Raw genomic sequence first — 26,762 nt, 5'->3', positions numbered from 1 at the left:
CCCGGCGCGCGCCGCGCTTCGTCATGAGGCGCGCCGAGAGCCCCTGCCGGCGCTGGCGCGCCGCGAGGCTCCCAGGCATGGGGCGGCGATCAGCTCAGCCGCGCGGGACCCTGCGGCGCGCGATGTCGAGGCCGAGCCGGTCGGCCTCGCGGTAGATCGCCTGCCGCGACATGCCCAGGGCGCGCGCAGCCGACGCGACGGAGCCGTTGGCCCGGGCGAGCGCGTCCTCGAGGCGGGCGCGCGCGAGCGACGGATCCGTCGCCGGCGGGAGGTTCGGCTTCACGCGCGGGCCGCGCGCGAGCGAGCCCGCGATCGGCGTGACGGAGAGCGGGCCGTCCGGCGAGGCCTGGGCCGCCGTCACGATGGCGGACTCGAGCTGCGGCACGCCGCCCGGCCAGCCGGCGCGGACGAGCGCCTCCAGGAGCTGCGGGGTGAAGCGATCGAGGCCGATCGCGTTGCGCTCCGCGATGTCGCGCACGATGAGCGGCACGTCCTCGCGCCGCATCTCGAGCGTCGGGATCGTGATCCGCTTGCCGGAGAAGAGCGACGCGAACCACGGCGCCACGCGCCCGTCGCCGGCCGCCCGATCGAGCGGCTGCCCCGTCGTCGCGATGATGCTGACGCCGTTCGAGCGGCCGACCGAGTGCGCGATCTCCAGCTGCTGCGGGCGCGGCAGGCGATCGGCGTCGAGCACGAGCCACGTCATCGGCCGCGCGCCCGGCGGGATGACCGGCTTGGTCTCGGCGCCGCCATCGACGACCAGGGTCTCCCCCAGGCCCTCCCGCACCGCGGCCGCGAGGCGGGCCAGCGTGCGCTTGCCGACCCCGGGCGCGCCCTCGATGCAGACGCTGGAGCCCGACTGCACCAGCTTCATCACCGGGTCGATCCAGTCCTTGCGCTGCTTCGAGCCGAACACGAGCGGCCCGAGCCGCGACGGCGCGCCGTCGTACAGCGCGAGGTGCCGCTCCACGAAGATCGCGAGCTGCTGGCCCAGGCGCACCACGTCGCCGTGCATCACGCCGATGCGCCGGGCGCGGACGCCGTTCACCCACGTGCCGTCGTGGGTATCCATGTCCTCGATGTAACAACCGTCCGAGCGGACGCTGATCTTGGCGTGCTCCGGCGCGATCCCGCTCCCCTCGATGCGCCCGTCGCGCGCGGCGCTGCCGATCACGGCGCCGTCCATGAGGCTCACGATCCGCGGCGGGGCGTCGAGACCGATCAGGACGAGCCCCCACCCTCCATCATCGTCCTGTCGCTTGGCGTGGACTCCGGACCGGTACTCCTTCTGAAGGACCGGTGCCGGCGTCTCCGCAACGTCCACTCGCAAAGCAGTCTGTTCGTTCATGCTCCCCCCAAGTCCAAAGGACCTGCCTGGTCGACCCAGGCCAACCAAGAGCGCGCCGAGCGGCGGGCACCCTTATGATGTAAGAGCACGCCACACGGTGCCGCTGTCGCGAACGCGAAGGCTTTTGTGAGCGGCACCGTGCGCGGTGCTGCTTGGCGAGCCCCCTCGCTCGCAATGGCCACACAATACTCGACCAGAGCGGCCGTGCAACCTGCCGGCGACGGAAGTTTTAAGGTTTTGTTCTTGAGAGCTTGACTCTGGTCACGCCGATTGGTACTCATCCGCCACGCATCGACGGAGACGCCCTCCGGTGATGACCCGGCGCGAATCAGGAATTCTCTGACAAGCGCCATCAGATGATGATTTCCTGAATCAGGCGATTGACATCTGCGGGAGTAACTCAGTGGTAGAGTGCAACCTTGCCAAGGTTGACGTCGCGGGTTCAAATCCCGTCTCCCGCTCCACGACATAGGCTCTGCGACAGCGAGCAGCCAGCGAGGCCGGTGCGACCCACCGGCCTCTGTGTTTTTGTTCCACTGCCCGGCGCGCGGGCGCCGCGGGAACGCACGGGGCGCTACGGCGACGATGCGCCGGGCGGCGGGCCTGTGATACGAGGATTCGCCTCATGTCCGCTCCGCTCCACGAGCGCCTGCGCCTGCTTGCCCACAGCCTCGAGCGGCAGTTCCTGGGCAAGGACGAGATCATCCGCCTGCTCATGATCGCGGTCGTCGCGGGGGAGCACTGCGTGCTCCTCGGCCCGCCTGGGACCGCGAAGAGCGCGCTCATCCGCACGCTCGCCGAGCTGATGCAGGCCCAGTACTTCGAGTACCTGCTCACGCGCTTCACCGAGCCGAACGAGATCTTCGGTCCGGTCGACATCGGCGCTTTCCGCGAGGGCGTCTACCGCCGGAACACGTCGGGAATGCTCCCCGAGGCGGAGATCGTCTTCCTCGACGAGGTCTTCAAGTCGAACAGCGCCATCCTGAACGCGCTGCTCACGCTGCTGAACGAGCGCAAGTTCTCGAGCGGCGGGCAGGTGATCCGCTGCCCGCTCATCAGCGTCTTTGCGGCCTCGAACGAGGTGCCGGGCGACGAGACGCTGACAGCGATCTTCGACCGCTTCCTCCTGCGCGTGCAGTCCGACAACCTCGACGCCTACCACTTCAGCGAGCTGCTCCAGCGCGGCATCCAGCAGGAGATCCGGCACATGGCCGGCGAGCCGCTCCGCCCACTCGTCGCGGCGCGCGAGCTCGCCGAGCTCGGCCGGGGGTTCGGCGCGCGGATGAACTTCGGCGACGCGTTCCTCTCGGCCTACAAGGGGCTGGTGTTCCAGATCCGCGCCGAGGGGATATCGCTCTCGGACCGCCGGGTCGTGAAGATGCTCAAGCTCTTCGCCGCCAGCGCCTACCTCGACGGCCGTCCGACCACGGACGCGAGCGACTTCTTCGTGCTCAAACACATCTGGAACAACCAGGATCAGGCGGCGATCCTCGAGGGCATCGTGCAGCCGGTGCTGGAGGCGTTCTTCCGCGAGCACCCGGATCGCCGCCGCGTCGGCGCGCTCGGCGTCGGGGTGGAGGCGCTCGCCGCGGAGATCGACCGCATCCGGCAGATCCTCACGGGCGGCGCCGCGCTCGGTGACGTGCAGCTGTTCAGTCAGCTGAAGGCGCTCGGCGAGATCAAGCAGGCGCTTGCCGGCATCAACGACGCCCGCGCCCGCGAGCTCGAGGCGCGCGTGTCTCAGCTGCTCGAGGCTTCGTTTCGGAGCGGGCGTTTCGCGCAGATCTAGCGGGGGCCGGGCCGGGCGCCGTCGGCGCGGGGGCGCTGGTCCTCGAGCGAGCCCTCGGCCCAGCGGGGCCCGGGCCGGGCGCCGTCGGCGCGGTGGCGCTGGTCCTGGAGCGAGCCCTCGGCCCAGCGGGGCCCGGGCCGGGCGCCGTCGGCGCGGTGGCGCTGGTCCTTGAGCGAGCCCTCGGCCCAGCGGGGCCCGGGCCGGGCGCCGTCGGCGCGGTGGCGCTGGTCCTTGAGCGAGCCCTCGGCCCAGCGGGGGCCGGGCCGGATGCGCTCGGGACGTCGGCGTTGGTCCTCGTGCGAGCCCGCGGCTGCGCGGGCCCGCGGCTGCGCGCGGCCGGGCCGCCGGCCTCCGGCACAGGTCGAGGCGACGCCTTCGCGCTCGACCGGGCCAAGCCCGCTGTGCGGCGATGGTCGACCGGTCCGGACGACGCGCCCATCATCGCGCCACGGATGCGCTTGGGCACGCCGAACGACTCGCGGATGTGGATGAGCTCGTCCACCTTCAAGGCGCGCCACTCTCCGGGCCGGAGCCCTTCCGAGGTCACGCCGGCGAACGTCGTCCGGGCCAGGCGCATCACGGGCCAACCGCTCGCCTCGCCCATGCGCCGGATCTGCTGGTTGCGGCCCTCGCGGAGCGTCACCTCGATCCACGTCTTGTCGCCCTCGCGGCGGAGCAGCCGCGCTTCGGCCGGCAGCGTGACGCCGTCCTCCAGGCGGATGCCCTCGCGCCACGGCGTGAGGTCGTCGTCGCTCATGGTCCCCTGGACCTTCAGCACGTACGTCTTCGGCACACCGCCGCGCGGATGGAGCAGCGCGTTGGCGAAGTCGCCGTCATTCGTCATGAGCAGGATCCCGCTGGTCGCGAAATCGAGCCGACCCACGGGGTAGAGCCGCGCGCCCGTGCCGCGCACGTAGTCGGCGACCGTCGGGCGCCCCTCGGGATCGCGCAAGGTCGAGACGACGTTCCGCGGCTTGTGCAGGGCCACGTAGACCGGCGCCTCGGAGACGAGGCGCTTGCCATCGACCTCGATCCGGTCCTTCTGCCGGTCGGCCTTCAAGCCGAGCTCGGTCACGACGTGGCCGTTCACGCGTACCCGCCCGGCGAGGATGAGCTCCTCGGCCGACCTGCGTGAGGCCACGCCGGCGCGCGCGATGATCTTCTGCAGACGTTCTTCCATGGTGTGCTCGGGACCTATGCCGACGCTGCGCTGCCGGCCGGCGGCTCTGATAAGCACGCCCCTCGCGCCGCGTCGACCAACGTTGGTGCCGCGCTGTTCTCAGGCCCGAGGCCGACGTCGAGGCCGGCGCGCCCGCATGTCCGCCGCGGCGAGCGCCTGCGGCGGCAGGAGCACCGGGGCGAGCAGCACGCCGGCGGGGCCGGGCGGGCGAGATCGACCTCCACTCGGTCGGAGGAGGCGCGCGCTATTTCTTGTCCTTAGGGGGGATCCGCGCTGCCGCTGCCGCCCGCGGCCTCGTTCGCCTTGTCCGCGGCGGACTGATCCTCCGCGGCCTTCTTCGCGGCCGCTGCAGCGGCCTCCTCTTCCTTCTTGCGCTCGTCTTCCTCGACGCGGCGCTTCACCTCGTTGTCGTGGTCCCACCGATCGACCCGCTCGTCGGCGTCGATGTCCACGCCCATCCGCTCGAGCCGGCCCATGCGGTAGATCTCCCAGACGTCCGGCTTGCCGTCGCGGTTCGTGTCCCGCTTGATGCGCGCGAGCTTGCCGCCGCTGTAGTACTTCCACTCATCGGGGTTGCCGTCGCGATCGGAGTCGATCCTCACCTCGGCCAGCCTCCCGCCGGCGAACGTGAGCCAGGTGTCGATCCGGCCGTCGTAGTTCGAGTCGGACTCCTCGTGCAGGCTCTCGCCCTTGTCGTTGTACTTGCGGACGACGTCCTTCACCCCGTCGAAGTTTGTGTCGATCTCGCGGCAGACGAGCGTCCGGTGGCGGTCCTCGCCGGTGCCCACGATCTGCCAGACGCGCCGCACGTTGGGCTGGATCGCGCCCGGCCCCGCGGTCTCGCTCGCCTCGCGATCCTCTCTGCCCTTCCAGTCGCACATCGAGCGATCGTCGATGCTGCCGTCGGCGTTGCGGGCGGCCTCCACCTTCGGCGCCTTCGCGCCCTCGAACCCCGGATCCGAGCCGCACGCCGCGCCGAGCAAGCCGAGCGCGGCGAGCGCGATGAGCGCTTGTCTCCTCATGTCACGGTCCCTTCTTGCCGGCCGGCTGGCTCGCGGCGTTGGCGGGGGCGGGCGCGGAGCCCGCGGGCGCCGCGCTCGTCGCCGGGGCGGCGCCGGCCGGGGTCTCCGCGCTGCCCGGCGGAGGCGGGGGGACCGCCTTCGGCGCGCCGTACGACTCGGCGCAGAGATCAACCACGCTGTTCGGGTCGGGCTTGCCGTCGGCGTTCTGATCGGTGGACACGACCGCGCACCTCGGGTCGTTCGGGTTGTTGAACTGCCACCACTGGTCGATGATTCCATCGCCGTCGGAGTCGCGCTCGCGGCGCGTGAGGCGCGATCCCTCGTAGTAGTCCCAGGTGTCGAGCTTGTCGTCGAAGTTTGTCTCGCGCTCCTTCAGCACGACGGCGCCGCGCTCGTAGTGCGCGATCTCGTCGGCGCGCCCGTCGCGGTCGAAGTCCGACTCGCGCCGGCGCTCGACCCCGTTGCCGTCGTAGTAGATGAAGGCGTCGATCGCGCCGTCCAGGTTCAGGTCGACGACCCGGCAGACCTCCCGGCCGTCCTTCTTCACGTGGATGATGTCGGGCATCCGATCGCCGTTCACATCGACCTTCTGCGCAGAGGCGGAGTCCTTGTCGCAGGGCTCGTGGACGATCGCCGTGTCCCGCTCGCCGGTGGAGCTCTTCGCGCTCGAAGGCGCCGGCGTCGAGGACGCGCAGGAGGCGACGGCAGCGGTCATCAGGGCCACGAGCAAGCACCTGGGCGACGGCCAGGTGAGCGGGAATCGCGTCATCAAGAGATTCCTCCGGCGGGCCCGGGACTTTCGGGACAAAGCTCGACGCGCCGGGCGAGCCACCCCGACGCGGACCAGCTTCGGCGGCAGTCTAGACCGCCGTCCGCGCGCACATCAAGAAGCCCACGGGAGACGACCCCGCCGGCCCGCGTGCGGGATGCCCGCGTGGCGGGATGCCCGCGTGCGGGATGAATGACCGCGCCCCGCCGAGCGACGGCGCCATTCCGATTGACATCATACGTACCGGCATCTAGGGTAACGTCTTGTCAGTCGTACCCATCGAGACTGGCGGGTTTACCCTCCCGGGCGTGACATGTCGCGGAAGAAAGTCTCGACGACCATCTACATCACGCCGGAGCAGGCCGAGCGGCTGAAGATCCTGCACGAACGCACCAAGGTCCCGATCGCGGTCTACATCCGCGAAGGGATCGACATGATCCTCAAGCACTACGAGCACGTGCTGCCAGGGCAGATGTCCCTGGAGAGCACGCCGGCCCCCCCGCCGCCGATCCCGAAGAAATGACCCAGGCTGGAGCGCCTCCGGGTTTGAGAGGCCGGGGGAGGGTATGCGCCTGGACGCCGCGCGCTGTCCGGGCGGATAGCTTTGCGGCGCTGCTCGCGCTAGGAGCAGGCACGCCGCGGTCCACCATTTCCCTCGGCGCCGGCAGCGCCGCGTGCTGCGGTTCGGTTCCCGGAGGGGCACGGGCCTCAGGTCCGCTCCTTCGCATCTCGGTCGAGGCCGCGCGCTGCGGTCGCTAACGCTGGTCAGGTCGCCGCGCCCTGAAGCTCGCTATGCCCGTTGACTCCAAGCTCATCCGCAACTTCTCCATCATCGCCCACATCGATCACGGCAAGTCCACGCTCGCCGACCGCATCCTCGACGCGACCGGGGCGCTCACCGCCCGCGAGCAGAAGGAGCAGTTCCTCGACAAGATGGACATCGAGCGCGAGCGGGGGATCACGATCAAGGCCCAGACCGTCCGGCTCGACTATGCAGCGAAGGACGGGCAGACCTACCGGTTCCACCTCATCGATACGCCCGGGCACGTCGACTTCAACTACGAGGTCTCGCGCAGCCTCCAGGCATGCGAGGGGGCGCTGCTCGTCGTCGATGCCACCCAGGGCGTCGAGGCGCAGACCCTCGCCAACGTCTTCCTCGCCCTCGACAACAACCTCGCGATCCTCCCGGTCCTCAACAAGATCGACCTCCCCTCGGCCGACATCGAGCGGACGACCCGCGAGATCGAGGACGTCATCGGCCTCGACTGCTCCGGCGCCATCCCCGCCAGCGCCAAGACGGGGATCGGCATCGCCGAGATCCTCGAGGCGGTGGTCGAGCGCGTCCCCGCGCCGAAGGGCGACCTGAACGCGGCGCCCCGCGCCCTCATCTTCGACAGCTGGTACGATAGCTACCGCGGCGCGGTGGTCATGGTGCGCGTCGTCGACGGCGTCCTCCGCAAGGGGCAGAAGGTCCGCTTCATGGCGACCGGCCGCGACTACGAGGTCACGGAGATGGGCGTGTTCACGCCCCACGCGACCGCCCTCACCGAGCTCGGGCCAGGGGAGGTCGGCTTCCTCGTCGGCAACATCAAGAGCGTCGTCGACACAAAGATCGGCGACACGGTGACCGACGCGGTCCACCCCGCGACGGTCCCGCTGCCCGGCTTCAAGGAGGTCAAGCCGATGGTCTTCGCCGGGATCTTCCCGACGGACTCGGCCCAGTACGAGGACCTCCGCGACGCCCTGTCGAAGCTCCACATGAACGACGCGGCGTTCGTCTTCGAGCCCGACACGTCCGAGGCGCTCGGGTTCGGCTTCCGGTGCGGCTTCCTCGGCCTGCTCCACATGGAGATCATCCAGGAGCGGCTCGAGCGCGAGTACAACCTCGACCTCATCACGACCGCGCCGAGCGTCGTCTATCACTGCTTCCTGGGCGACGGCTCGATGAAGTCGATCGAGAACCCGGCGAAGCTCCCGCCGCCGAACCTCATCGAGCGCATCGAGGAGCCGATCTTCCGGATGACCGTCCACGTGCCGTCGACGTACGTCGGCGCCGTCCTCGCCCTGTGCCAGGAGCGGCGCGGGGAGCAGAAGTCGATCCAGTACGCCTCGTCCGACCGCGTGATCATCACCTACGACATGCCCCTCAGCGAGGTGCTCTTCGACTTCCACGACAAGCTGAAGAGCGTGTCGCGCGGCTACGCGTCGATGGACTACGAGCTCGTCGGGTACCGCGCCGACGACCTCATCAAGCTCGACATGATGGTGAACGGCGACCCGCTCGACGCCCTGAGCGTCATCGTGCACCGGGACAAGGCCTACGCCCGGGGCCGGGACCTCGCGGTGAAGCTCAAGGACATCGTGCCGCGCCAGCAGTACGAGGTCGCCATCCAGGCGGCGATCGGGTCGAAGATCATCGCGCGGACGACCGTGAAGGCGATGCGCAAGGACGTGACCGCCAAGTGCTACGGCGGCGACATCAGCCGGAAGCGCAAGCTCCTCGAGAAGCAGAAAGAGGGCAAGAAGCGGATGAAGATGGTCGGGAGCGTCGAGATCCCGCAGGAGGCGTTCCTCGCCATCCTGAAGATCGACTGAGGCGCGGGGCAGGGCGCTGGCGGCACGCGGGCGTGGCGGCGCGCGCGCCCCGCCCGTATAAGCCGCCCATGCAGCCCGCCCCCGTCCGTCCGCGCGATCGCCGCGCGGCGCACCCTGTCCTCGCCCTTGCCCTCGGCCTCGCCGTCGTCGCGTGCGACGAGCCGCGCGCCCCGGCGCCGGGGGCGTCCGCCTCAGCTTCCGCGCCGCCGGCCGCGCCGAGCGCCGCGCCGGCCCAGAGCGCCGCGGCGCCCCCCGCGGCCACGGAGACCGCGAAGCGAGAGATGCCGCCGCGGCCGGTCCCGATCGGGTCGAGCGGGCCGATCCAGCCGAGCGCCCCGGCCGAGCAGCAGATGATGGCGATCCAGTACACGCTCGCCATGGTGTCGCCGCAGCCGACCGATCCCCTCGTGGACAAGGCCTACCTCGAGCGGATCCTGCCGAAGCTCGCCACGGCGGTGCGCACCGCGGACAAAGGCAAGACCCCGCCGAGCCCCGTGAAGCCGGCCAAGGGGAACAGGAAGATCGAGGTCGACATGGGCAAGGGGTGCACCGAGCGTACCCCGTCGAACCTGCTCGCGCAGCGGGCAGGCTCGTCTCTCAGGGAGGCGTACGACGCGGGGGTCCTCGTCGTCTCCTGCCACGACGCCCTGTGGGAGTGCCACCAGTCGACACGAGATCCGAGCGACGTCCTATGCCACGCAGCGCCGCGGCGCTGAGCGTGGTATGGGCTGCGTCTGCCATGCAGGAGACGCTTGCCTACTCGGTCCCCGGCGCCAACGCGCTCCCTCGACTGGATCCGCTCGCCGACATGCTCGACGAGCTGAACCGCGACCGCCCGCCGCTCGCCCGGCTGCGCCATGACGCCACCATCGCGTTCGGTCCCGCGATGCGCGTCGAGCGCTTCGTCCTGGGCAACGGGCTCAAGGTGCTCGTGCTCGCCGACGCCACGGCGCCCGTGGTCTGTCTGCAGACCTGGTTCGGCGTCGGCTCGCGCCACGAGCGCGTGGGCAAGACGGGCATCGCTCACCTGTTCGAGCACCTCATGTTCGGCGAGACGGAGAGCGTCGCCCACGGCTCGTTCGACCGGATGCTCGAGGAGGCCGGCGCCGAGACGAACGCGGCGACGTTCCTCGACTGGACCTACTACCACACGAACCTGCCGAAGGACGCGCTCGAGCTCACCCTCCGCCTCGAGGCGGAGCGCATGGCGCGGCTCGTCCTCCGCGACCCCCAGGTGTCGAGCGAGAAAGAGGTCGTCGCCAACGAGCGGCGGCAGCGGGTCGAGGACGACGTCGACGGGGCGGTGAGCGAGCTGCTCTATAAAGAGGCGTTCAGCGAGCACGCCTACGGGTGGCCGACCATCGGCTGGATGGAGGACATCAAGGGCTTCACGACCGAGGACTGCCTCGAGTTCTACCGGACGTACTACGCCCCCAACAACGCGGCGCTGGTCGTCGTCGGCGACGTCGCGCTCGAGCAGGCGCTGCGGGTAGTGCAGGACCACTACGGCACGCAGGAGCCGTCGAAGCTCCCGGTGGAGGACGTGTGCCCCGAGCCGCCGCAGGTCGCGGAGCGCCGCGCCGAGGTGGCGAAGCCGACCGCCACGCACAAGATCGCGATGGGCTACCGCTCGCCGGCGCTCGGGGACTTCGACCACGCGCCCCTCGTGCTGCTGAACGAGATCCTCTTCGCCGGGCGGTCGTCGCGCGTGCACCGCGCGCTCGTGCAGGAGCAGGAGATCGCGAGCGAGATCCGCGGCTGGGTCGGCTCGTTCCGCGACCCCGCGCTGTACGACATCTATCTCTGCGCCCGCGGCGCCCACACCGGCGAGGCGCTGCTCGCGGCCCTCGATCCGCTCCTGGAGGCGGTGAGCCGCGCCCCGGTCAGCGAGGCGGAGCTCGACCGGGCGAAGGCGCGCATCGAGCTCTCGATCCTGCAAGGGCTCGAGACGGTCGCCGGCAAGGCCGAGCAGATCGGCTTCTACGAGACGGTGCTCGGCGATCCCGCGGCCCTGTTCGAGCGGCTCGCCGCCTACCGGCGGGCCACCGTGGGGGACCTCCTGCGCGTGGCGCGGCGCTACCTCGTGAGCTCGGCGCGGACCGTGGTCCACGTGATCCCGGACGGATCGAGCACCGACGACGACGGGGACGAGGCGGACGCGGAGAGCGAGGAGGCATCGTGAGCCAGAGCGTGAAGAGCGGCCTCGCGTGGGGCGCCGAGGGACAGGGCAGGGGAGCGTCGGCCGGGCGCGTTCTGCCTCGCGACGGGGCGGTGCTCGTGGAGACGAGCCACGCGCTCCCCATCGTCAGCATCGTTGTCGCGTTCGGCTCCGGCGCGGCGCACGACCCGGTCGGGCGCGAGGGGCTCGCCCGGATCACGGCGCGCATGCTCCGCCGCGGGGCGGAGGGCCACAGCGCGAACGAGATCGAGGAGACGATCGACGCGCTCGGCGGGGAGTTCGGCGCCGACGTGGCGACGAGCGCGACGACGGTCCACTTCGAGGTGATCAAGCGCTCGCTCGATCGGTTCATCGAGCTCGGGGCCACGCTCCTCGCGCGCCCGACGTTCTCGCCGCCCGAGCTCGCGCGGCTCCTGCGCGAGGCCGAGGCCGAGCTCATCGAGGCGCGCGACAGCGATCGCTCACTCTGCAGCCGCGCCTTCCGGCGCACGCTGTTCGCGGGGCACCCCTACGGCCGCCGCATCGCGGGCACCATCCCGACGCTGCGGGAGATCACGCGCGACGACGTCGCGGCCTTCTATGCGCGGCACTACACCCGGCGCAACGCGATCGTGGCCATCTCGGGCGACATCGAGCCCAGCGAGGCGCACCGGGTCGCGGAGCGCCTCCTGTCCGGCCTGGCCGAGGGCGAGGCGATCGCCGATCCGGTGACGGAGCCGAGCCCAAGGCCGGGGCGGTGCCTCGTGTTCGTCGACAAGTCCGAGCGGACGCAGACGCAGATGGTCATCGGCGGGCTCGGCACCGACGCCCACGACCCGGATCACATGGCGCTCCTGGTCGCGAACACCGTCTTCGGGGGCACCTTCTCGTCGCGGCTGATGCAGGAGGTGCGCGCGAAGCGTGGCTGGTCCTACGGCGCCTCGTCGCGGGCGGGCTTCGATCGGCACCGCGACGCCTTCACCATGTGGACCGCGCCCGCGGCGCAGGACGCCGCCGCGTGCCTCTCCCTGCAGCTCGGGCTGCTCGAGGCGCTGCGGCGCGACGGGATCACCGAGGACGAGCTCACGTTCGTGAAGCGCTACCTCGTCCGCTCCCACGCGTTCGAGATCGACACCGCGAGGAAGCGCGTGCACCAGAGGCTCGAGGAGATCCTGTACGACCTGCCAGCGGGGTACCACGAGACCTACCTGAAGCGGGTCGAGGAGGTCACGCTCGCGGACGCGAACGCCGCCGTGCGGCGCCGGATCTCGGAGGACGATCTCGTGATCGGCGTCGTCGGGACGCACGAGGAGATCGGGGAGGCGGTCGCCGCGGCCATCCCGAGGCTGACCGAGGTGAAAGTCGAGCCGCACGACCTCGAGTAGCGGAGCGTCGTCGATCCCAGGCGGGATCGCCGACGCACGGAGCTGGGGCGCACCCGCGACGGGCGCGCCCCCGCAGCGCCGGGCGCACGCCCGTTGCGGACGCCCGATCCGAGGCGGCGCGGCCCAGGCGATGGCGACGCCGGGTGGCCGGTTCGGACGAAGGCGGAGCGACCGCGAGCGCGATCGCAACCGTCGCATGACCGCCGGCATCGAAGGCGCTGCTTCTTCGCGAGATCAGGGCAGAGATCGCGCTGCGATCGAGGATTTTCGGCGCCTTCGGCCGCGATCGTTCCGCACGCGACATTCGATGGGCGCCCCGGCGCTCCCCGGCGCCGGCTCGCGAGGGCGAACGACGGGAGCTCGCGATGAAGGCACGAACGATCAACCCGCTGGTCCTCGCGGCGGCGACCGCGCTGAGCGGGACCGCCGCTGCGGCGGTCCCGATCACGATCACCCATCAGGGGCGCCTGTTCGATGCGGCAGGCCAGCCCATCGACGACACGCTCGAGGTGGTGTTCGCTTTCTACGATGCGCTCGACGCCACCGTGCCCATCTGGAGCGAGGTCCACTCCATCACGTTCGACCACGGGTACTTCTCGGCCGACCTCGGCGATCTCGCGCCCGTCGACAAGCCGGTCTTCAACGGCACGGCACGCTACCTGGGGATCACCGTGGGGGAAGACCCCGAGATGCGCCCGCGCGCCAGGATCGCGAGCGTTCCGTACGCGCTCCAGGCCAGCAACGTCGCCGGCGACATCACGCCGAACTCCATCGCTGTCGGCGGCCGCCTCGTCATCGACAGCAGCGGCGTGTGGGTCGGCGATCCCGTGGGTCTGCAGGGCGCGCAAGGTCCGATCGGGCCTGTGGGGCCGCCTGGTGAGCCGGGGCCGCCCGGTGAGCCGGGGCCGCCCGGTGAGCCGGGGTCGCCCGGTGAGCCCGGGGCGGCCGGCGCACAGGGGCCTCCCGGCGTGCTCTCGAGCACCTCCGTCTCCGGCGTGGGCGCCGACCCCCGGTCAACGCTTCAGTTCCTGGCTGCACCTGCCACCGTGAACGTGACCGACCTGGGGCAGCGCGTCTTCGTCGTGTCGAACAAGGCGCTCGGCGCCGCGGCGTCCCCTGCGGATCGGCTCTTTCTCTGGATCTGTTCCCAGCAGCTCGTGCCGCTCGGCGATATCCAGCGGACCGGGACCGGCGTCTATGCGCTCCGCGTCCCGGCGAACACCAGCATCAGCATGGGGCTGAGCGCGGTGCTCTTGCTGCCCCCCGGCCAGCACAACGTCGGTCTCTGCGGGAGCTCGGAGAGCCCCTTCTGGACCAACAACGATTATTCGTACACCTCCGCTGTCGTCACCATGGAGTAAGGTCCGGGCTGGGAGCCCAGCCTCGCGCACCACGGCCTGCGCGGCGCCTGCCCCGCGATTTCCACCATGCAGAAGGAGCTGATGACCCCCGCGGCGATCCTGCTCGGCAGCCTCTTCATCGCGGTGGGTCTCTACCTGGGTCTCCAGCGCCCGGCGCCCTCCGCCGGGGCCCCTCCGGCCAGCGTGGAGGCTGCGGCAGCCTCCATGAGGGCGCCACCGGTACCGGCGGCGGACGCGCCGTCTCCCTCACGGCCTCGCCCGGCGCCGGCCGCGGCCCCGCCGGAGCAGCCGGGCGCGCTCTACAAGCGCGTCCAGGCGGACGCCATCAGGGCCCTCGAAGCGCGGCGGCCGCTCTTCGTGAAGCAGTGCTGGGAGCCTTCGCTCAGCAAGAGCCCAACGCCGGCGCGCGCCAAATACCTCTTCAACATGACCTTCGACGAGTCCGGGAAGGAGATCGCCCGCGGCATCAGCGAGGTGCGAGGGATGGAGCGCCCCGACGCAGCGCAGTGCCTCCGGCTGATCCCGCTCGGGATCGGCGTGCCGCCGCCCGGGACGCGCGTCGCCGTCGAGGTCGAGATGATCCTGCCGTGAGCGCGCCGCCGCCGCGGCCTCGCAGCAGCGACGCCGCTCCGCCGCCGTTTGGTCCGCGCCGGGCGCTGGGCTAAGGTCACGCCGTGCCCTGGCTCGCTGAGCTCGCCCTGCACCTGAGCCGCGTGCTGCACCTCGCGGTCCTCGCCATCGCGCCCACGTGGCTCTCGCCCGAGCCGCTGCCATCGGCCGCGCTCGCGCTCTCGGGCGCGCTCTCGGCGGCCGCGCTCGCGGCGGCGCTCGGCCTGTCGGCGTGGTTCGCCGCGCGGATCGAGACGCGGCTCGCCAGGAACGGAGCGGCGCTGCTGTGGCTCGCGATCGCCGCGGCGCTCGCGGCCGCGCTCTACTACCGCGGGCCTCGCGCGCCGCTCGCGCAGGGGGTCGCGCTCGTCGGCGTGCCGCTGTGGGCGGCGCTCGCGACGCTCGCCGCGGCCGCGGCGGAGCACTGGCTCGGATCGAGCTTCAAGCACCGGCGGATGGGGGCCGCGATCGTCGTGATCGGCCTCGGCGCCGTCCAGCTGCTCGGGGCCGCGCCCCTGCTCGGGTCGCGCGAGCGGATGTGGTGGGCGGCGCTGCGCCGCGACGGTGCGCACCTGCGCGCGGTCGACGAGGTCGCGAGACCGCTCCTCGAGCGGCGCAAGCTCGACGAGCTCGACGGGGTCGCGGCGCGCTGCCTGAAGATGCACCCCGTCGCCGCCGCGCCCGCAGCGCCGGCCACGTGCGCCTGCCTGGCGCTCCGCGCCGAGGCGAGGCTGCACGCCAGGAACGCCGTCGCCGCCCTCCGCGACGCGGAGGCAGCGCGCGAGCGATGCCCGGATCAGCAGAGCACGCGCGCCGTCCTGGCGGAGGCGCTCGCCGTCGCCGGCCGCCCCGAGCGCGCAGAGGCCGAGGCGCGGGCCGCGCTCGAAGAGGGCGGCGACCCGGCGCGGCTCCGCTACGCGCTCGCCCTCGCGCACGAGCGCGCAGGCCGCCTACCGGACGCCAGGGCCGAGGCGGAGCGCGCGATCGAGGCCGGCGCCGGCCGGAAGGCGCGGCTGCTCGCGGGCGCGCTGGCCATCCTCGCCGGCGATCTCGACGGGGCGAAGGCGCACCTCGCGCCGCTCGCCGAGCAGGATCCCTCCGACGCCGAGGTGCTGTACAACCTCGCGCTCATCGCCGACAAACGCGGCGACTACAACGGCGCCCGCCAGGGCTACCTCGCCGCCCTGAAGGCCGATCCGAGGAACGCCGAGGCGCGCTACAACGTCGCGCTCCTGACGTACCGCGCGGGCATCGTCGAGGAGTCGCGCCACCACGCGCGCAAGTTCCTCGACACGTTCCCGGACGATCCGCGCGGCAGCCAGCTCGCGCAGACGACGGGCACGCCGCTCGGCGCCGCGGGGGGCGGCAGCGCGCTTCCGTCCCGGTCCGGCGCGCGGCGGTCCCCGCAGGCGCCCGCGGCGAGCTCGGGCTCTCGCTAGCGCCGCGCGCCCGAGGTCCTGCGAGGTTCGTGACGCGTGGCACAAGCCGCGATCGCATAGCGCCCTCCGATGCGGGCGAGCTGACGGAACCGACGGCAATCGACGGAACCGACGGCAACCAGCAGCAAACGACGCGCGCCTCGACCGAATTGCGCTGGCCAGCAGTTCCTTTTTGCACGGCGCAAAGGTGACCCTGGACGTCCACCTGTGATATTCCCGAAGGTCTGGGAGGCTGCGTGACACCCGCCGCGGGGACCACCGTTGCCGATCGCTTTCGCCTCGTGCGTCCGCTCAGGCAAGGCGGGATGGGCTCGGTGTGGCTCGCTCAGCACATGGGCCTCGACATCCCGTGTGCGATCAAGTTCATGCACGCGCAGGGCGTCTCGAAGGAGGTGCGGCTCCGCTTCGAGCGGGAGGCGAAGGTCGCAGCGCAGATCCGCAGCCCCCACGTCGTGCAGATCCTGGACCACGGTGTGTGGCAAGGGACGCCGTACATCGCGATGGAGTACCTCGATGGGGAGGACCTCGACACCCGCATCCAGCGGGTGGGGCGGCTCGACCCGTACGACACGATGGCGATCACGGCGCAGGTGGCGCGCGCCCTCACGCGGGCCCACGCGGCCGGCCTGGTCCATCGCGATCTCAAGCCGGCCAACATCTTCCTCGTCCGGGACGACGACCGGGAGATCGCCAAGGTGCTCGACTTCGGCATCGCAAAGGACAGCACGCCGCGCGTCACCTCCACGACGAAGACCGGCTCGCTGCTCGGGACCCCCGCGTACATGAGCCCGGAGCAGGCGCAAGGGACCAAGCGCATCGATCACCGCTCGGACCTCTGGTCGCTCGCCGTCGTGGTGTTCGAGTGCCTGACCGGCAATCTCCCGTTCAACAGCGAGGCGTTCGGCGATCTGCTCCTCAAGATCATGGTCAAGCCGCTGCCCGTGCCGTCGCAGCTCGCCCCCGTGCCGCCCGGCTTCGACGCCTGGTGGGCCCGCGCGGCGTCGCGCGAGCCGGAGGGCCGCTTCCAGAGCGCGAAGGAGTTCTGCGACGCGCTCGCGATCGCCCTCGACATCGCGAGCGACAGCTTCGAGTCGAGGATGAGCCTCGTCCCGTTCCGCGCGCCCGGCGAGCGCGCCTCGGTGGAGCTCGGGTTCGCCCCGCGCTCGAGGGGGAGCGCGACGCCCCTCGACGCCGGGCCCGACAGCGCCGCGCCGTCGCTCGGCGACGCGGCCACGCTGGTCGCCTCGTCGGAGGCCGAGGCCGAGCGGATCTCGACGAGCTCCGGCGTGACGGTGGCCTCGCCGGGAGAGGCGCAGACGGCGTCCGCGATGTCGGGCCGCCAGATGCGGTCGCAGACCGCCAGCGCGCTGGTCTCGGTGGTGTCTCCCCCGATCCGGCGGCCCGTCGTCGGGCGCGTGCTCGCCGCTGCAGGGGCCTCCGCGGTCGTCCTCGTCGCCATCGGGTTCTTCGTCCTGCGCGGAGCGAGCCCCGGCGCCCCGGCGCAGCCGCTCGCGCAGCCGGCTCCCACGGCGTCGGCGTCCGGTGTGCCGCGGGGCCCCGACGTCGCGGCGTCATCCTCCGCGCCGGTGCCGGCGCCCGAGCCGCCCGCCTCGGCGGCCAGCGCCGCCGCGCCGGCGCCCGCGGCCTCGTCGGCGCCCGCGGCCTCGTCGGCGGCGCCCCGGAGCGGCCTGCGCGCTCCCGCGGGGCACCCCGCTCAGGCGAAGCCGCGTGCTCCGGCGCCGGCCGGTAGCGTGCGCCGCAAGCCGAAGCCGACGGATTTCGGCATCTGAAGTTCACCCGCAGCATCTCGCACAGACCTTGTTCGTATGGCTCGTCGACTAGGGATCGCTTCCTTGCTGCTCGCGCTGACCTGCGCGCCCGCCGCGCTGGCACAGGTCTCGGACGCCGATCGCGCGACGGCGCGCTCGCTCGCCGTGGAGGGTCAGGAGGCCCTCGAACGGAAGGACTTCTCCGCCGCGCTCGATCGGTTCGGCCGCGCCGACGCCATCATCCACGCCCCGACGCTGCTGCTCGGCGTCGCTCGAGCCCAGGTGGGCGTGGGCCAGTGGATCGCGGCCCAGGAGTCGTACAGCCGCATCGTCCGCGAGGGGGCGCCGGAGAAGTCGCCCGAGCAGTTCTTCGAGGCGATCGCGGACGCTCAACGGGAGCTCGACGCGCTCGCGCCCCGGATCCCGCAGGTGCTCATCTCGGTGCGCGGGCCGGACACCGCCGCCGTCACGATCGATGGCGAGCCCGTGCCGCGCGCCGCCCTCGGGGTCCGGCGGCCGGTCGATCCGGGCGACCACACCGTCCGCGCGGAGGCGGCGGGGTTCGCTCCGGCCGAGGTGAAGGTGACCCTGGCGGAGGGCGCCAGCGAGACCGTCGCGCTCGAGCTCAAGCCGGTCGCGTTGCCGCCGTCGGTCGCGTCGCCTCCGCCGGTCGCGCCGTCGCCCGACACGGGCCCTGGCGCGCCTTCGGGCGGCAGCAGCCGCACCGTCCTCGGGATCACCGCGCTGGGGCTCGGCGGCGTCGGCCTCGCGGCCGGCGCGGTGGGCGGCGTGCTCGCGATCGGCAAGCACGGCGACCTCTCGGAGCGCTGCCCCGCCGGCCGGTGCGACCCGTCGCTCCAGGGCGAGGTCGACAGCTACCACGCGATGGGCACGCTCTCGACGATCGGGTTCGCGATCGGCGCCGTGGGCGTCGGCGCGGGGGCGTTCCTTCTCCTGACAGCGCCGAGGTCGCCGCAGCGCGCCGGGATATCGATCACACCCGTGATCGGGCTCGGCTCCGCGGGAGCGAAGGGGAGTTTTTGATGCGCCAGGCGCTCCAGGTCGGCTTGATGCTCAGCGTTGCCGTCGCGATCGCCTCTGCATGCACAAGCGTGCTCGGCGACTTCACGATGGGAGAGCCCGGCGCGAGCTCGTCCGGTGGGTCCTCCGGGTGCCCGACGGGCATGGCGGACTGCAACGGCGACACGTTCTGCGAGGTGAACCTGCATGACGACCCCCAGAATTGCGGCGCTTGCGGCGCGGTGTGCCTGGACGAGGGGATGTGCAGCGAGAGCGGCTGCAGCGGGGTCACCGAGATCGCGCGCGGGTTCCCGACCCCGGCGGGCGCGAACGCGAGGCTCCTCGTCATCTACCAGGACGAGGTCTACTGGACGGCCGGCGTGGGCGCGAACGGCAGCGTGCAGAAGGTGCCGGCCCTCGGCGGGCCGGTCACGCTGCTCGCCGCCGGGCAGAACGCTCCGTACGGGATCGCCGTCAACCAGCAAGGCGTCTTCTGGTCCAACCTCAACGACACGAACATCATGTGGGTGGACCGCGAGGGACAGGAGACGCCGAAGGTGATCTACGACTCGAACCACGCGACCCTCGGCGTCGCGGCGGACGAGAGCGACGTGTTCTGGGCGCAGCGCGCGGGCGGCATCGGCGTGCCCGGGAAAGGCAGCCTCATCGGCCAGATCGCGATGCTCGACGCGTGGCCGAACGACGAGGGGGCGAACGACGAGTTCCACGAGGACGATGAGGCGTCGCCGCACCTCGTCGCGCTCGACGCGGAGCACGTGTACTGGGTCGATCGGAGCGCGCGCGGCACGGTGAACCGGACGCGACGAGACACCGGCGACACGGTCGAGCTGGCGGACGAGCAGCCGTTCCCGTACGCCATCGCCGTCGACGACGCGTTCGTCTACTGGACCAACAGCCCGCGCAGCAACGACACCGACCTGCAAGCCGCCGTGATGAGGGCGCCGAAGGACGGCTCGCGGGAGGCGATGGCGATCTGGAAGCCTTCCGAGGACGACAACGTGGAGCACCCGTCCCCCGACTGCATCGCCGTGGATGGGAACGACGACTACGTCTACTGGACCGATCAAGGGACGCCCCGCGTCCTGCGGAAGCGCAAGGACGGCCGCGGGAGGCCGCAGGTGCTGTACAGAGGCGGCGCGCCGCGCGGGATCGCGCTCCACGGCGGGCTCGTCTTCTGGGTGGAGGAGAAGGGCGCCGGCGGGGTGCGCAAGCTGCCCCGCTGAGAAGGAGCGCGCCCGGCGCAGCCTCGCCTCGACGTCGAGCGCGCTGGATCAGCCCGCGGCGTCGCGCAGCCGGTCGACGTCGACGCCCAGCCGGCCCGACATGTCGTCGGCGGCCGCGACGACCCGCGCACCCTGGATGATGTCCCGCGCCATGAGCTGCGTGGAGAGGATCGCGCAGAACGCCATGTCGTCGGTGTTGCTCATCGACTTGCCGCCGGTCTTGCGGCACTTCGCGATGAGCGACGCGACGGGCTGCGCCTGCCAGATGCCCGCGTCCTTGATGGCGTCCGGCGAGAGGCACATCTCCACGTAGTCCGGCGTCCCGCTCCCGAAGAACGGCTGCACGACGGGCGCGCGGTACGGCTGCTTCTTCCGCGCGAGGACGCCGGGCGGCAACAGATCGCCCATCGCGCGCTTCAGCACGTGCTTCTCGTCGAGGGTGCGGAGCTTGAGCGCGTCCGGCAGCGCGTCCGCCACGTCCATCACGTTGGGATCGAGGAACGGGAAGCGCCCCTCGACCGAGTTCGCCATCATCATGCGCTCGCCCTGGGAGGAGAGCAGGTAGCCGGAGAGCAGGGTCGTGATCTCCAGGTACTGCGCGCGCGCGAGCGGCGTCCAGCGCATGAAGTCGGCGGGCAGCTGCTCCCTCAGGCGATCGGCGGCCGCGGTGTCGCTGACGCCCTCGCGCATCGCGGGGTCGAGCATCAGCTTGATGCGGCTCGTGGCGTCCCAGCGCGGGCGATGGGAGTAGAACGGGTCGCCCGTCTGCGCGAGGTTCCGCCCGAAGAAGGCCTTGGCCATCTCGACCTGCGCGACCGGCGACCGCTGCAGGTAAGGGTAGAGCCGGAGGAGGAGCTGGGGCCGGAGCTTGCTGTCCGGGTGGCGCGCCCAGAAGCGGCGGACCCGGTCCTCGCGGAAGATGTCGTAGCCGGCGAAGAACTCGTCGGCGCCTTCGCCCGTCAACACCACGCGGTACCCGCTCTGCCGGACGAGGCGCGCCAGGATGAACAACGGCGCCGGGGCGGTGCGCAGGAGCGGGGCCTCGGCGTGGTAGACGACATCCGGAAAGACGCCGGCGATGTCGGCGTCACTGCACTGGATCGAGGCGTGGGACGTGCCGAGGTGCGCGACGGCGGCGCGCTGGTACTCGGCCTCGTCGAACTCGCGCTCGGCGAACTCGACCGAGAAGGTGCGCAGCGGAACCTCGCGGTTCGACGCGATCAGCGCCGCGACGATCGTGGAGTCGAGCCCGCCGCTCAGGTAGCTGCCGACGGGGACGTCGGCGCGCAGGCGGATCGTCGAGCCGCCGCGGACCGCCTCGCGCACGCTCGAGACGAGCGAGACCTCGTCGCCGCCAGGCGCGCGCCCGTGGGGGAACTCGGGCCGGAAGCGGATCGAGACGCGCGGCGCCACGTCGCGATCGAGATCGAGCGTCGCCACAGCGCCCGGCGGGATCTGCTGGATGCCTTCGTACGAGGTGAGCGGGGCGACTGGCGCCCAGAACGTCAGGGCCTCGTCGAGGCCCTCGCGGGAGATCGCGCGGGGGATGGTGGGGTCCTGGAAGAGCGACTTCACCTCGCTGGCGAACCGGAGGACGCCGCGGTGGACCGTCCAGAAGAGCGGGTTGATGCCGACGCGGTCGCGCGAGAAGAACGCGCGCCTCCGCTTGACGTCCCAGAGGACGAACGCCCACTGGCCGTTCAGCCGATCGACCATGGCCTCGCCGTACTCGGCGTAGGCGTGGATCAGCGCCTCGGTGTCGCTCTTGGTCCGGAAGTGGTGGCCCTTCGCCGTGAGCTCCTCGCGGAGCTCGATGTAGTTGAAGATCTCGCCGTTGAAGCAGACCCAGAGCGTCTCCTCGGCGTTGGCCATGGGCTGCCACCCGCCGTCGAGGTCGATGATCGACAGGCGGGCGTGGGCCAGCGCGACGTGGCGATCGCGGTAGATGCCGAAGCCGTCGGGGCCGCGGTGGCGCAGCGCTCGAGCCATCTTGAGGGCCAGGTCGCGGTCGGGGTTCGGCGCGTCGGAGCGGAGGTTGATCAGGCCGGCGATACCGCACATATCAGATGAGCTCGCTCTTCTTGACTTTGCCGCTCGCCGTCTTAGGGAGCGTATCCATGAACTCGACGAACTTGGGCACGGCGAACTCGTCGAGCTCGGACCGCACCTTCTTGCGGACGTCGTCGGCCGTCACCGCGGCATCGGGGGCCTTCACGACGGCGGCCTTCACCGCGACGCCGAGCACCTGATCCGGCACACCGACGACCGCCGCCTCGATCACGCCAGGGACCTTGCAGATCACCGACTCGACCTCGAGGGGGCTCACCTTCTCGCCGCGGGTCTTGATGATGTCGTCCTTGCGCGCGACGAAGTAGAGGTATCGCTCCTCATCCATCTTGAAGAGATCGCCGGTGTGGAGCACGACCTCGCCCGGGAGGGGCCCTGGCCGGAGCGCGCGCGCGGTCGCGTCGGGGTTCTTCCAGTAACCGCGCATCACGTTCGGCCCGCGCACGACGAGCTCGCCCACCTCGCCCGGCTCCGCCCGCGTGCCGTCCTCCCGCTCGATCCAGAGCTCCTCGTTCGGCATCGCGATGCCCACGGAGGACGGTCGCTCCAGCGCCAGCGATGGCGGCAGGTAGCAGACGCGCGTGCACTCGGTCTGGCCGTACATCGCGACGAACGAGACGTTGGGCAAAAGCTCGCGGAGGCGCAGGAGCTGCGGCGCCGGGAGCCCGTACGCGGCGTTCGTCATGTAGCGGAGCGCCGACAGGTCGGCCTTCGCGAAGTTCTTGAGCGACAGCATCGAGGCGAAGATCGTCGGCACGCCCGCGAAGCCGGTGGCGCGCTCCTCGGCCATCTTCTGGACGATGGGCCACGGCATGGAGAAGCCCTTCTCCAGCACGACGGCCCCGCCGAACGCGTGCGTCACGAGCAGCTGGAAGAGCCCGTAGGTGTGCGACAGCGGCAGCACGCAGAGGATCACGTCGTCCGCCGTGTGCTCGAGGTACGCGCCGATCGCCGCGGTGCTGTTGCGGAGGTTCTGGTGCGTCAGCATGACCCCCTTCGACTCGCCCGTGCTGCCGCTCGTCCAGCAGAGCGTCGCGAGGTCGAGCTCGATGGCGCGGCGCTCGGGGGCGTCGCTCGGCGCGCCGGCCAGCGCCTCCTCCAGGTCGCGCCCCTCGGGCGAGGGGCCGGCCGCCGCGGCCGGGGGCGCCGTGCCGCTCAGGAACGTCGCCGCCGGCCTCGCGGCGGGCGGGAGCTCCGCCATGGCGGCGAGGCCGTCGCGCATGCCGCGCGCCGCCACGAGCACGCGCGGCTCGGCGAGCTCCATCACCTGGGCGAGGCGCCGGGGTCGCATCGCGGTGCCGAGCAGCGACGGCACCCCGTCGGCCCGGAGCGTGCCGTAATAGGCGACGACCGCGTCCACGCCGTTGTCGAGCGCGATCATGACGCGATCGCCGCGCTGCACGCCCGACTCGCGGAAGAGGGCGGCGCAGCGGTCGGCGAGCGCGTCGAGCTCGCGGTACGTGAGCCGCCGCCCCTCGGAGACCAGCGCGACGTGGTCGGGGCGTGAAGCCGCGAACGATCGCAGCGCTGAGTCGATGAGAAAGCGATCCGAGCGCGGATCGCGACGAGCGGTGTGCTGCGTGCTCATGCGCCCCCCGGGGTGTTCGGGCTAGTTGCTGCTCTTCTTCCCGTTGACGTAGGTCACGAGCCGGGCGATCGAGCCGAAATTCTCCGGCACCATCTCCTCGTCAGCGACCTGGATGCCGAGGTCCTGCTCGAGGAACTGGACGATCTCGAGGACGGCCGTCGAGTCCAGGATCCCTTGATCGAGCAAAGGGACCTCGGCCCCAAGATCGGCGGTAGCGCCCCTGTATCCGAACGAGGCGACCAGGAAGTTGCGAATCGTCGATTCGATGCTGGAAGTGCTCATGGAGTTAATTCCTACGTCTATCACCCTCCAGGCTTTCCTGTCGAGAACACTCGGCGGAGCGGCGTTGCGGTGTGCAGACCGCCGCAGGGCGCTGTCCGCCCTCGGGGGGACGCTGCCGAGGTGAGAGTCGCGACTCGCGGTCTCGCGGTCTCGTCGCGAGTCCGTCGTGGAGCGGTCTCGCGCGAGCGCGTCCCGCATCTCACGTTTCATCGTCGACGCGGGCTGCGCTGTTTCCGGCCGGTTTCACGCCCGGGGCAGCGCCGCCGGGCGTCGACGCTGGCCCGGGTGGCGCGAGGGGCGCGGATCGTCAGGCGTGGCTCTGATCGCGGACGAGCAGCGGCTGCGCGTGGAGGTACTGCGCTACCCGGCGCTTCGCCTCGATGTCCTTGAACACGCGCTCGATCTGCTCCGGCTTGATGCCGACGGCGGACGCCGCCTCCGCGGCCGGGACCTTGTTGTTGTAGGCGTAGAGGCAGAGGTCCATCTTGTCGTAGGGGAGCGCGAAGTAGAACTCGTCCTGCCCCTGAGGCAGCGAGAACGTGTCGGTGGTCGGCGCGCGCCTGCAGATGTCGGCGGGGACGCCGATGTACTCGGCGAGCGCGTAGACCTGGCTCTTGTACAGGTGCGCGATCGGCTTGAAGTCCGCGGCGCCGTCTCCCTGCTTCACGAAGAAGCCCTGATCGTACTCGAGCAGGTTCGGCGTACCGGCGGCGGCGTAATTGAGCCTGTCCGCGTGGTAGTACTCCATCATCTTGCGGATGCGCTGCTTGAAGTTCGTCGCGGCGACGAGCTGCAGGTACGCGTTCAGCGGCATCCGCTTCACGCGCGGCTCCTCGCCGGGCGGCTGTGCCGTCAGCTGCGAGACGTTCAGCCGGTCGCTCTCGAGGATGGAGGGCAGGGTGATCTTGAACTTCCAGCTCTCGTTGTAGTCCGGGTAGACCATCCGGATCGCCTCGTCCTGCCGCTCGTAGCAACGGAGGCCGGTCAGCGCGGGCTTGATGTTCTCGATGACCGCCTCGATGCCGAGCTGCTCGGCGAGCAGCTTGCCGAGCCGGAGCGCGTCGTCCGAGGTGTCGCGCTCGGGCATGAAGAGGCCGAGCACCTTGTCCTTGCCGAGCGCGCGGACGCACAGCGTCGAGACGACGGAGCTGTCGATCCCGCCCGAGATCCCGACCACGGCCCCGCGCCGCCGCAGCGTGCCGAATACCTGAGCCCGGATGGCCTGCTCGATCTCCTGCGCTACTGCCGGGGCATCGATCCTGAGGACGTCTCGCGAAAACATGGTTGGCATCCACCCTTTCAAAAAGATGGACCAGCCTATTAAAACGCGGCGCGGCAGGGAACCCCGTTCGCTGCCGCGCCGCCGCAAGCCCGGGCGGCCAAGCGAGGAGCCGGCGCCGGCGCCTCGCGTCGCGCGGGGCGAGAGCAGCCATCCGCCCCCCCTGCGCGGACCGCGGCGGGGCGGCGCGGCCCCGTCAGGGCGCGGGCCGCGGCTCGCCGGTCGCGGAGAACTCGTTGGTCTCCGCGGCCAGGATCCAGAGCACCGCCATCCTGACCGCGACGCCGGCCTCGACCTGGTCGAGGATCACGCTCTGCTGGCCGTCCGCGATGCGCGGATCGATCTCCACGCCGCGGTTCATCGGCCCCGGGTGCATCACGATCGCGTCCGGCTTCGCGAGCGCGAGCCGGGCCGGGCTCAGCCCGAAGGTGCGGCTGTACTCGCGCGTGCTGGGCAGGAAGCTGCCGCTCAGCCGCTCGCGCTGCACCCGCAGCATCATCACCACGTCGGCGCCCTCGAGGGCGGGCTCGATCCGGTCGTAGAGGGTCGCGCCGAGCGACTCGCCTGCGACCGGCAGGAGCGTGCGCGGCCCGGCGAAGCGGACCCGCGCGCCCATCGTCGTGAGCAGGTGCGCGTTCGAGCGGGCCACGCGGCTATGGACGATGTCGCCGCAGATGGCGACCTCCAGCCCCTCCAGCCGCCCCTTGGCGCGCCGGATGGTGAACGCGTCGAGCAGCGCCTGCGTCGGGTGCTCGTGCGTGCCGTCCCCCGCGTTGATGACCGCCGCGCGCGTGCGCGCGACGATGTGGTGCGGCGCGCCGGACGCGCTGTGCCGGATGACGAGGACGTCGGGCTGCATCGCCTGGAGGTTCTGCACCGTATCGAGCAGCGACTCCCCCTTGACGGCGCTCGATGTGGAGACGCTGATGTTGATGACGTCGGCGCTGAGGCGCTTGCCCGCGAGCTCGAACGACGTCCGCGTGCGCGTCGACGGCTCGTAGAACAGGTTCACGACCGTCTTGCCGCGGAGCGTGGGCACCTTGCGCACGCTCCGCCGGGAGACGTCGAAGAGCGACTCGGCGGCGTCCAGGAGGGCCACGATCTCGGGCCGCGTGAGCCCCTCGATGCCGAGCAGGTGTCGGTGCGGGTAGATCCTCCTCATGCGCTGGCTTACGTCCCTTCCGGGGGAGCTGGGGGCTCCGAGATCTTGGCTCCAACGGCGGTGACGAGAGCCCAGAGCTCGCCAGCGCGCTCCACGACGTCGACGCGCTGCCCGGGGGCGAGCTCGACCGCGCGGACGATGTAGTCAGGGTGAATCGGCAGCTCTCTGCCGCCGCGATCGACGAGCGCGACGAGCTCGATCCGCTGCGGTCGCCCGTAGTCGAGCACCGCGTCGAGCGCCGCGCGGATGGTGCGGCCGGTGTAGATCACGTCGTCGACCAGCACGATGCGCCGGCCGTCGACGGGGAAGGTGATGTGGCTGGGGCCGATGCGCGGGTTCGGCAGGGCGGTCGCGGCGTCGTCGCGGTAGAGCGTGATGTCGACGGCGCCGACCGGCGGCGATTGCCCCTCGATCTCGAGGAGCAGCGCGGCGAGCCGCCTGGCCAGCGGCTCGCCGCCCCGTCGGATCCCGATGAGCGCCAGATCGTCCACGCCGCGGCCTCGCTCGGCGATCTGGAGCGCGATACGCCGCAGGCCGCGCCCGATGGCGGCCGGGTCGAGCAGAGCTTCCATGGCGCGGCGAGGGCTAGCACAGCGAGCGCCCTGCACCCAAGGGCCGCGTGCGTCGTCCGCGGGATTCCCCGCTGGCCGGAGGAAGCGGCCCGCTCCCGGGCCCGCGTGCGGAGGAGGGAATGAG

The 26,762-nt window shown here is 71.5% G+C and carries 22 protein-coding genes and 1 tRNA gene; 13 read left to right on the top strand and 10 right to left on the bottom strand.

The genetic code is table 11. The features are described 5' to 3' along the window. Window positions 1–94: 94 nt before the first annotated feature. The gene (locus tag WMF17_RS19795; RefSeq protein WP_437581274.1) at window positions 95–1,324 is read right to left on the bottom strand and encodes an FHA domain-containing protein; all 1,230 of its coding nucleotides are present in this window, start codon (window positions 1,322–1,324) and stop codon (window positions 95–97) included. Window positions 1,325–1,737: 413 nt separating this feature from the next. Between WMF17_RS19795 and WMF17_RS19790 the strand changes: the two genes are divergently transcribed. Both WMF17_RS19790 and WMF17_RS19785 read left to right on the top strand, forming a co-directional pair. After that, window positions 1,738–1,812, top strand: a tRNA-Gly gene (locus WMF17_RS19790). Window positions 1,813–1,973: 161 nt separating this feature from the next. Next, entirely contained in the window at window positions 1,974–3,137 is a 1,164-nt protein-coding gene (locus WMF17_RS19785) for an AAA family ATPase (protein WP_437603630.1), read from the top strand. Here WMF17_RS19785 and WMF17_RS19780 read toward each other — a convergent pair. The 3 genes from WMF17_RS19780 to WMF17_RS19770 all read right to left on the bottom strand — a co-directional run bounded on the left by WMF17_RS19780 (window position 3,049) and on the right by WMF17_RS19770 (window position 6,108). Beyond that, entirely contained in the window at window positions 3,049–4,317 is a 1,269-nt protein-coding gene (locus WMF17_RS19780; protein WP_437603629.1) for a pseudouridine synthase, read from the bottom strand. The genes WMF17_RS19785 and WMF17_RS19780 overlap by 89 nt on opposite strands. Window positions 4,318–4,574: 257 nt before the next feature. Then, window positions 4,575–5,339: a hypothetical protein gene (locus tag WMF17_RS19775; RefSeq protein WP_437603628.1), complete on the bottom strand. Its 765-nt coding sequence runs from the start codon at window positions 5,337–5,339 to the stop codon at window positions 4,575–4,577. A 1-nt stretch (window position 5,340) separates the two neighbouring features. Further along, window positions 5,341–6,108, bottom strand: coding sequence for a hypothetical protein (locus WMF17_RS19770; protein WP_437603627.1), 768 nt, complete (start codon window positions 6,106–6,108; stop codon window positions 5,341–5,343). A 313-nt stretch (window positions 6,109–6,421) separates the two neighbouring features. On the opposite strand from WMF17_RS19770, the gene WMF17_RS19765 reads away from it, so the two are divergent. From WMF17_RS19765 to WMF17_RS19715, 11 genes are all read left to right on the top strand, one after another. Then, a complete protein-coding gene (locus tag WMF17_RS19765) occupies window positions 6,422–6,631 on the top strand; it encodes a ribbon-helix-helix domain-containing protein (RefSeq protein WP_437493169.1) in 210 nt (69 codons plus the stop codon). Between the two features lie 269 nt (window positions 6,632–6,900). Then, the gene (gene lepA, locus WMF17_RS19760; protein WP_437603626.1) at window positions 6,901–8,703 is read left to right on the top strand and encodes a translation elongation factor 4; all 1,803 of its coding nucleotides are present in this window, start codon (window positions 6,901–6,903) and stop codon (window positions 8,701–8,703) included. 68 nt (window positions 8,704–8,771) lie between these two features. Next, window positions 8,772–9,419: a hypothetical protein gene (locus WMF17_RS19755; protein WP_437603625.1), complete on the top strand. Its 648-nt coding sequence runs from the start codon at window positions 8,772–8,774 to the stop codon at window positions 9,417–9,419. 23 nt (window positions 9,420–9,442) lie between these two features. Further along, window positions 9,443–10,885 (top strand): M16 family metallopeptidase, encoded by a 1,443-nt coding sequence (locus WMF17_RS19750; RefSeq protein WP_437603624.1) that lies wholly within the window; start codon window positions 9,443–9,445, stop codon window positions 10,883–10,885. After that, complete coding sequence (locus WMF17_RS19745; protein ID WP_437603623.1) at window positions 10,882–12,246, top strand: M16 family metallopeptidase; 1,365 nt, start codon at window positions 10,882–10,884, stop codon at window positions 12,244–12,246. Before WMF17_RS19750 ends, WMF17_RS19745 begins: the two co-directional genes overlap by 4 nt. Window positions 12,247–12,611: 365 nt before the next feature. Next, on the top strand, window positions 12,612–13,607 hold the full coding sequence (locus tag WMF17_RS19740) for a collagen-like protein (RefSeq protein ID WP_437603622.1): 996 nt from the start codon (window positions 12,612–12,614) through the stop codon (window positions 13,605–13,607). A 66-nt stretch (window positions 13,608–13,673) separates the two neighbouring features. Beyond that, a complete protein-coding gene (locus tag WMF17_RS19735) occupies window positions 13,674–14,198 on the top strand; it encodes a hypothetical protein (protein WP_437603621.1) in 525 nt (174 codons plus the stop codon). A gap of 83 nt (window positions 14,199–14,281) precedes the next feature. Further along, window positions 14,282–15,655, top strand: a complete 1,374-nt coding sequence (locus WMF17_RS19730; RefSeq protein WP_437650718.1) for a tetratricopeptide repeat protein — start codon at window positions 14,282–14,284, stop codon at window positions 15,653–15,655. Window positions 15,656–15,891: 236 nt separating this feature from the next. Then, window positions 15,892–17,445 carry a protein kinase domain-containing protein gene (locus WMF17_RS19725; RefSeq protein ID WP_437603619.1) on the top strand — a complete coding sequence of 518 codons (1,554 nt, stop codon included), beginning with the start codon at window positions 15,892–15,894 and terminating at the stop codon, window positions 17,443–17,445. A 36-nt stretch (window positions 17,446–17,481) separates the two neighbouring features. Then, window positions 17,482–18,468, top strand: coding sequence for a PEGA domain-containing protein (locus WMF17_RS19720; RefSeq protein WP_437603618.1), 987 nt, complete (start codon window positions 17,482–17,484; stop codon window positions 18,466–18,468). Further along, on the top strand, window positions 18,468–19,688 hold the full coding sequence (locus tag WMF17_RS19715) for a lipoprotein receptor (protein ID WP_437603617.1): 1,221 nt from the start codon (window positions 18,468–18,470) through the stop codon (window positions 19,686–19,688). Before WMF17_RS19720 ends, WMF17_RS19715 begins: the two co-directional genes overlap by 1 nt. A gap of 48 nt (window positions 19,689–19,736) precedes the next feature. Here the strand turns inward: WMF17_RS19715 and asnB are convergent, their stop codons facing one another. The 6 genes from asnB to pyrR all read right to left on the bottom strand — a co-directional run bounded on the left by asnB (window position 19,737) and on the right by pyrR (window position 26,638). After that, window positions 19,737–21,749: an asparagine synthase (glutamine-hydrolyzing) gene (gene asnB, locus WMF17_RS19710; protein ID WP_437603616.1), complete on the bottom strand. Its 2,013-nt coding sequence runs from the start codon at window positions 21,747–21,749 to the stop codon at window positions 19,737–19,739. Window position 21,750: 1 nt separating this feature from the next. Next, window positions 21,751–23,343, bottom strand: a complete 1,593-nt coding sequence (locus WMF17_RS19705; RefSeq protein ID WP_437650717.1) for a class I adenylate-forming enzyme family protein — start codon at window positions 23,341–23,343, stop codon at window positions 21,751–21,753. Between the two features lie 21 nt (window positions 23,344–23,364). Beyond that, window positions 23,365–23,625 carry an acyl carrier protein gene (locus WMF17_RS19700; protein WP_061625355.1) on the bottom strand — a complete coding sequence of 87 codons (261 nt, stop codon included), beginning with the start codon at window positions 23,623–23,625 and terminating at the stop codon, window positions 23,365–23,367. 307 nt (window positions 23,626–23,932) lie between these two features. Beyond that, a complete protein-coding gene (gene nadE / locus WMF17_RS19695; RefSeq protein ID WP_437650716.1) occupies window positions 23,933–24,907 on the bottom strand; it encodes an NAD(+) synthase in 975 nt (324 codons plus the stop codon). A gap of 193 nt (window positions 24,908–25,100) precedes the next feature. Next, window positions 25,101–26,066 carry an aspartate carbamoyltransferase catalytic subunit gene (locus WMF17_RS19690; RefSeq protein ID WP_437603613.1) on the bottom strand — a complete coding sequence of 322 codons (966 nt, stop codon included), beginning with the start codon at window positions 26,064–26,066 and terminating at the stop codon, window positions 25,101–25,103. 8 nt (window positions 26,067–26,074) lie between these two features. Beyond that, window positions 26,075–26,638, bottom strand: a complete 564-nt coding sequence (gene pyrR, locus WMF17_RS19685) for a bifunctional pyr operon transcriptional regulator/uracil phosphoribosyltransferase PyrR (RefSeq protein WP_437603612.1) — start codon at window positions 26,636–26,638, stop codon at window positions 26,075–26,077. Window positions 26,639–26,762: the final 124 nt, after the last annotated feature.

Origin of the sequence: Sorangium sp. So ce362, assembly GCF_051519845.1 — a bacterium.
Classification (GTDB): Bacteria; Myxococcota_A; Polyangia; order Polyangiales; family Polyangiaceae; genus Sorangium.
The sequence above is the reverse complement of the archived record's forward strand: the minus strand, read 5'-3'. Positions and strand labels throughout refer to the sequence as shown.

Bases quoted from the DNA above. Each gene is read 5' to 3' on its own strand.
- WMF17_RS19765 (WP_437493169.1), top strand. From the start codon at position 6,422: ATGTCGCGGAAGAAAGTCTCGACGACCATCTACATCACGCCGGAGCAG.
- WMF17_RS19770 (WP_437603627.1), bottom strand. From the start codon at position 6,108: ATGACGCGATTCCCGCTCACCTGGCCGTCGCCCAGGTGCTTGCTCGTG.
- WMF17_RS19690 (WP_437603613.1), bottom strand. From the start codon at position 26,066: ATGAGGAGGATCTACCCGCACCGACACCTGCTCGGCATCGAGGGGCTC.
- WMF17_RS19750 (WP_437603624.1), top strand. From the start codon at position 9,443: ATGCAGGAGACGCTTGCCTACTCGGTCCCCGGCGCCAACGCGCTCCCT.
- WMF17_RS19740 (WP_437603622.1), top strand. From the start codon at position 12,612: ATGAAGGCACGAACGATCAACCCGCTGGTCCTCGCGGCGGCGACCGCG.
- WMF17_RS19715 (WP_437603617.1), top strand. From the start codon at position 18,468: ATGCGCCAGGCGCTCCAGGTCGGCTTGATGCTCAGCGTTGCCGTCGCG.
- lepA (WP_437603626.1), top strand. From the start codon at position 6,901: ATGCCCGTTGACTCCAAGCTCATCCGCAACTTCTCCATCATCGCCCAC.
- WMF17_RS19755 (WP_437603625.1), top strand. From the start codon at position 8,772: ATGCAGCCCGCCCCCGTCCGTCCGCGCGATCGCCGCGCGGCGCACCCT.
- WMF17_RS19720 (WP_437603618.1), top strand. From the start codon at position 17,482: ATGGCTCGTCGACTAGGGATCGCTTCCTTGCTGCTCGCGCTGACCTGC.
- WMF17_RS19735 (WP_437603621.1), top strand. From the start codon at position 13,674: ATGCAGAAGGAGCTGATGACCCCCGCGGCGATCCTGCTCGGCAGCCTC.
- nadE (WP_437650716.1), bottom strand. From the start codon at position 24,907: ATGTTTTCGCGAGACGTCCTCAGGATCGATGCCCCGGCAGTAGCGCAG.
- WMF17_RS19780 (WP_437603629.1), bottom strand. From the start codon at position 4,317: ATGGAAGAACGTCTGCAGAAGATCATCGCGCGCGCCGGCGTGGCCTCA.
- WMF17_RS19705 (WP_437650717.1), bottom strand. From the start codon at position 23,343: ATGAGCACGCAGCACACCGCTCGTCGCGATCCGCGCTCGGATCGCTTT.
- WMF17_RS19700 (WP_061625355.1), bottom strand. From the start codon at position 23,625: ATGAGCACTTCCAGCATCGAATCGACGATTCGCAACTTCCTGGTCGCC.
- pyrR (WP_437603612.1), bottom strand. From the start codon at position 26,638: ATGGAAGCTCTGCTCGACCCGGCCGCCATCGGGCGCGGCCTGCGGCGT.
- WMF17_RS19785 (WP_437603630.1), top strand. From the start codon at position 1,974: ATGTCCGCTCCGCTCCACGAGCGCCTGCGCCTGCTTGCCCACAGCCTC.
- asnB (WP_437603616.1), bottom strand. From the start codon at position 21,749: ATGTGCGGTATCGCCGGCCTGATCAACCTCCGCTCCGACGCGCCGAAC.
- WMF17_RS19775 (WP_437603628.1), bottom strand. From the start codon at position 5,339: ATGAGGAGACAAGCGCTCATCGCGCTCGCCGCGCTCGGCTTGCTCGGC.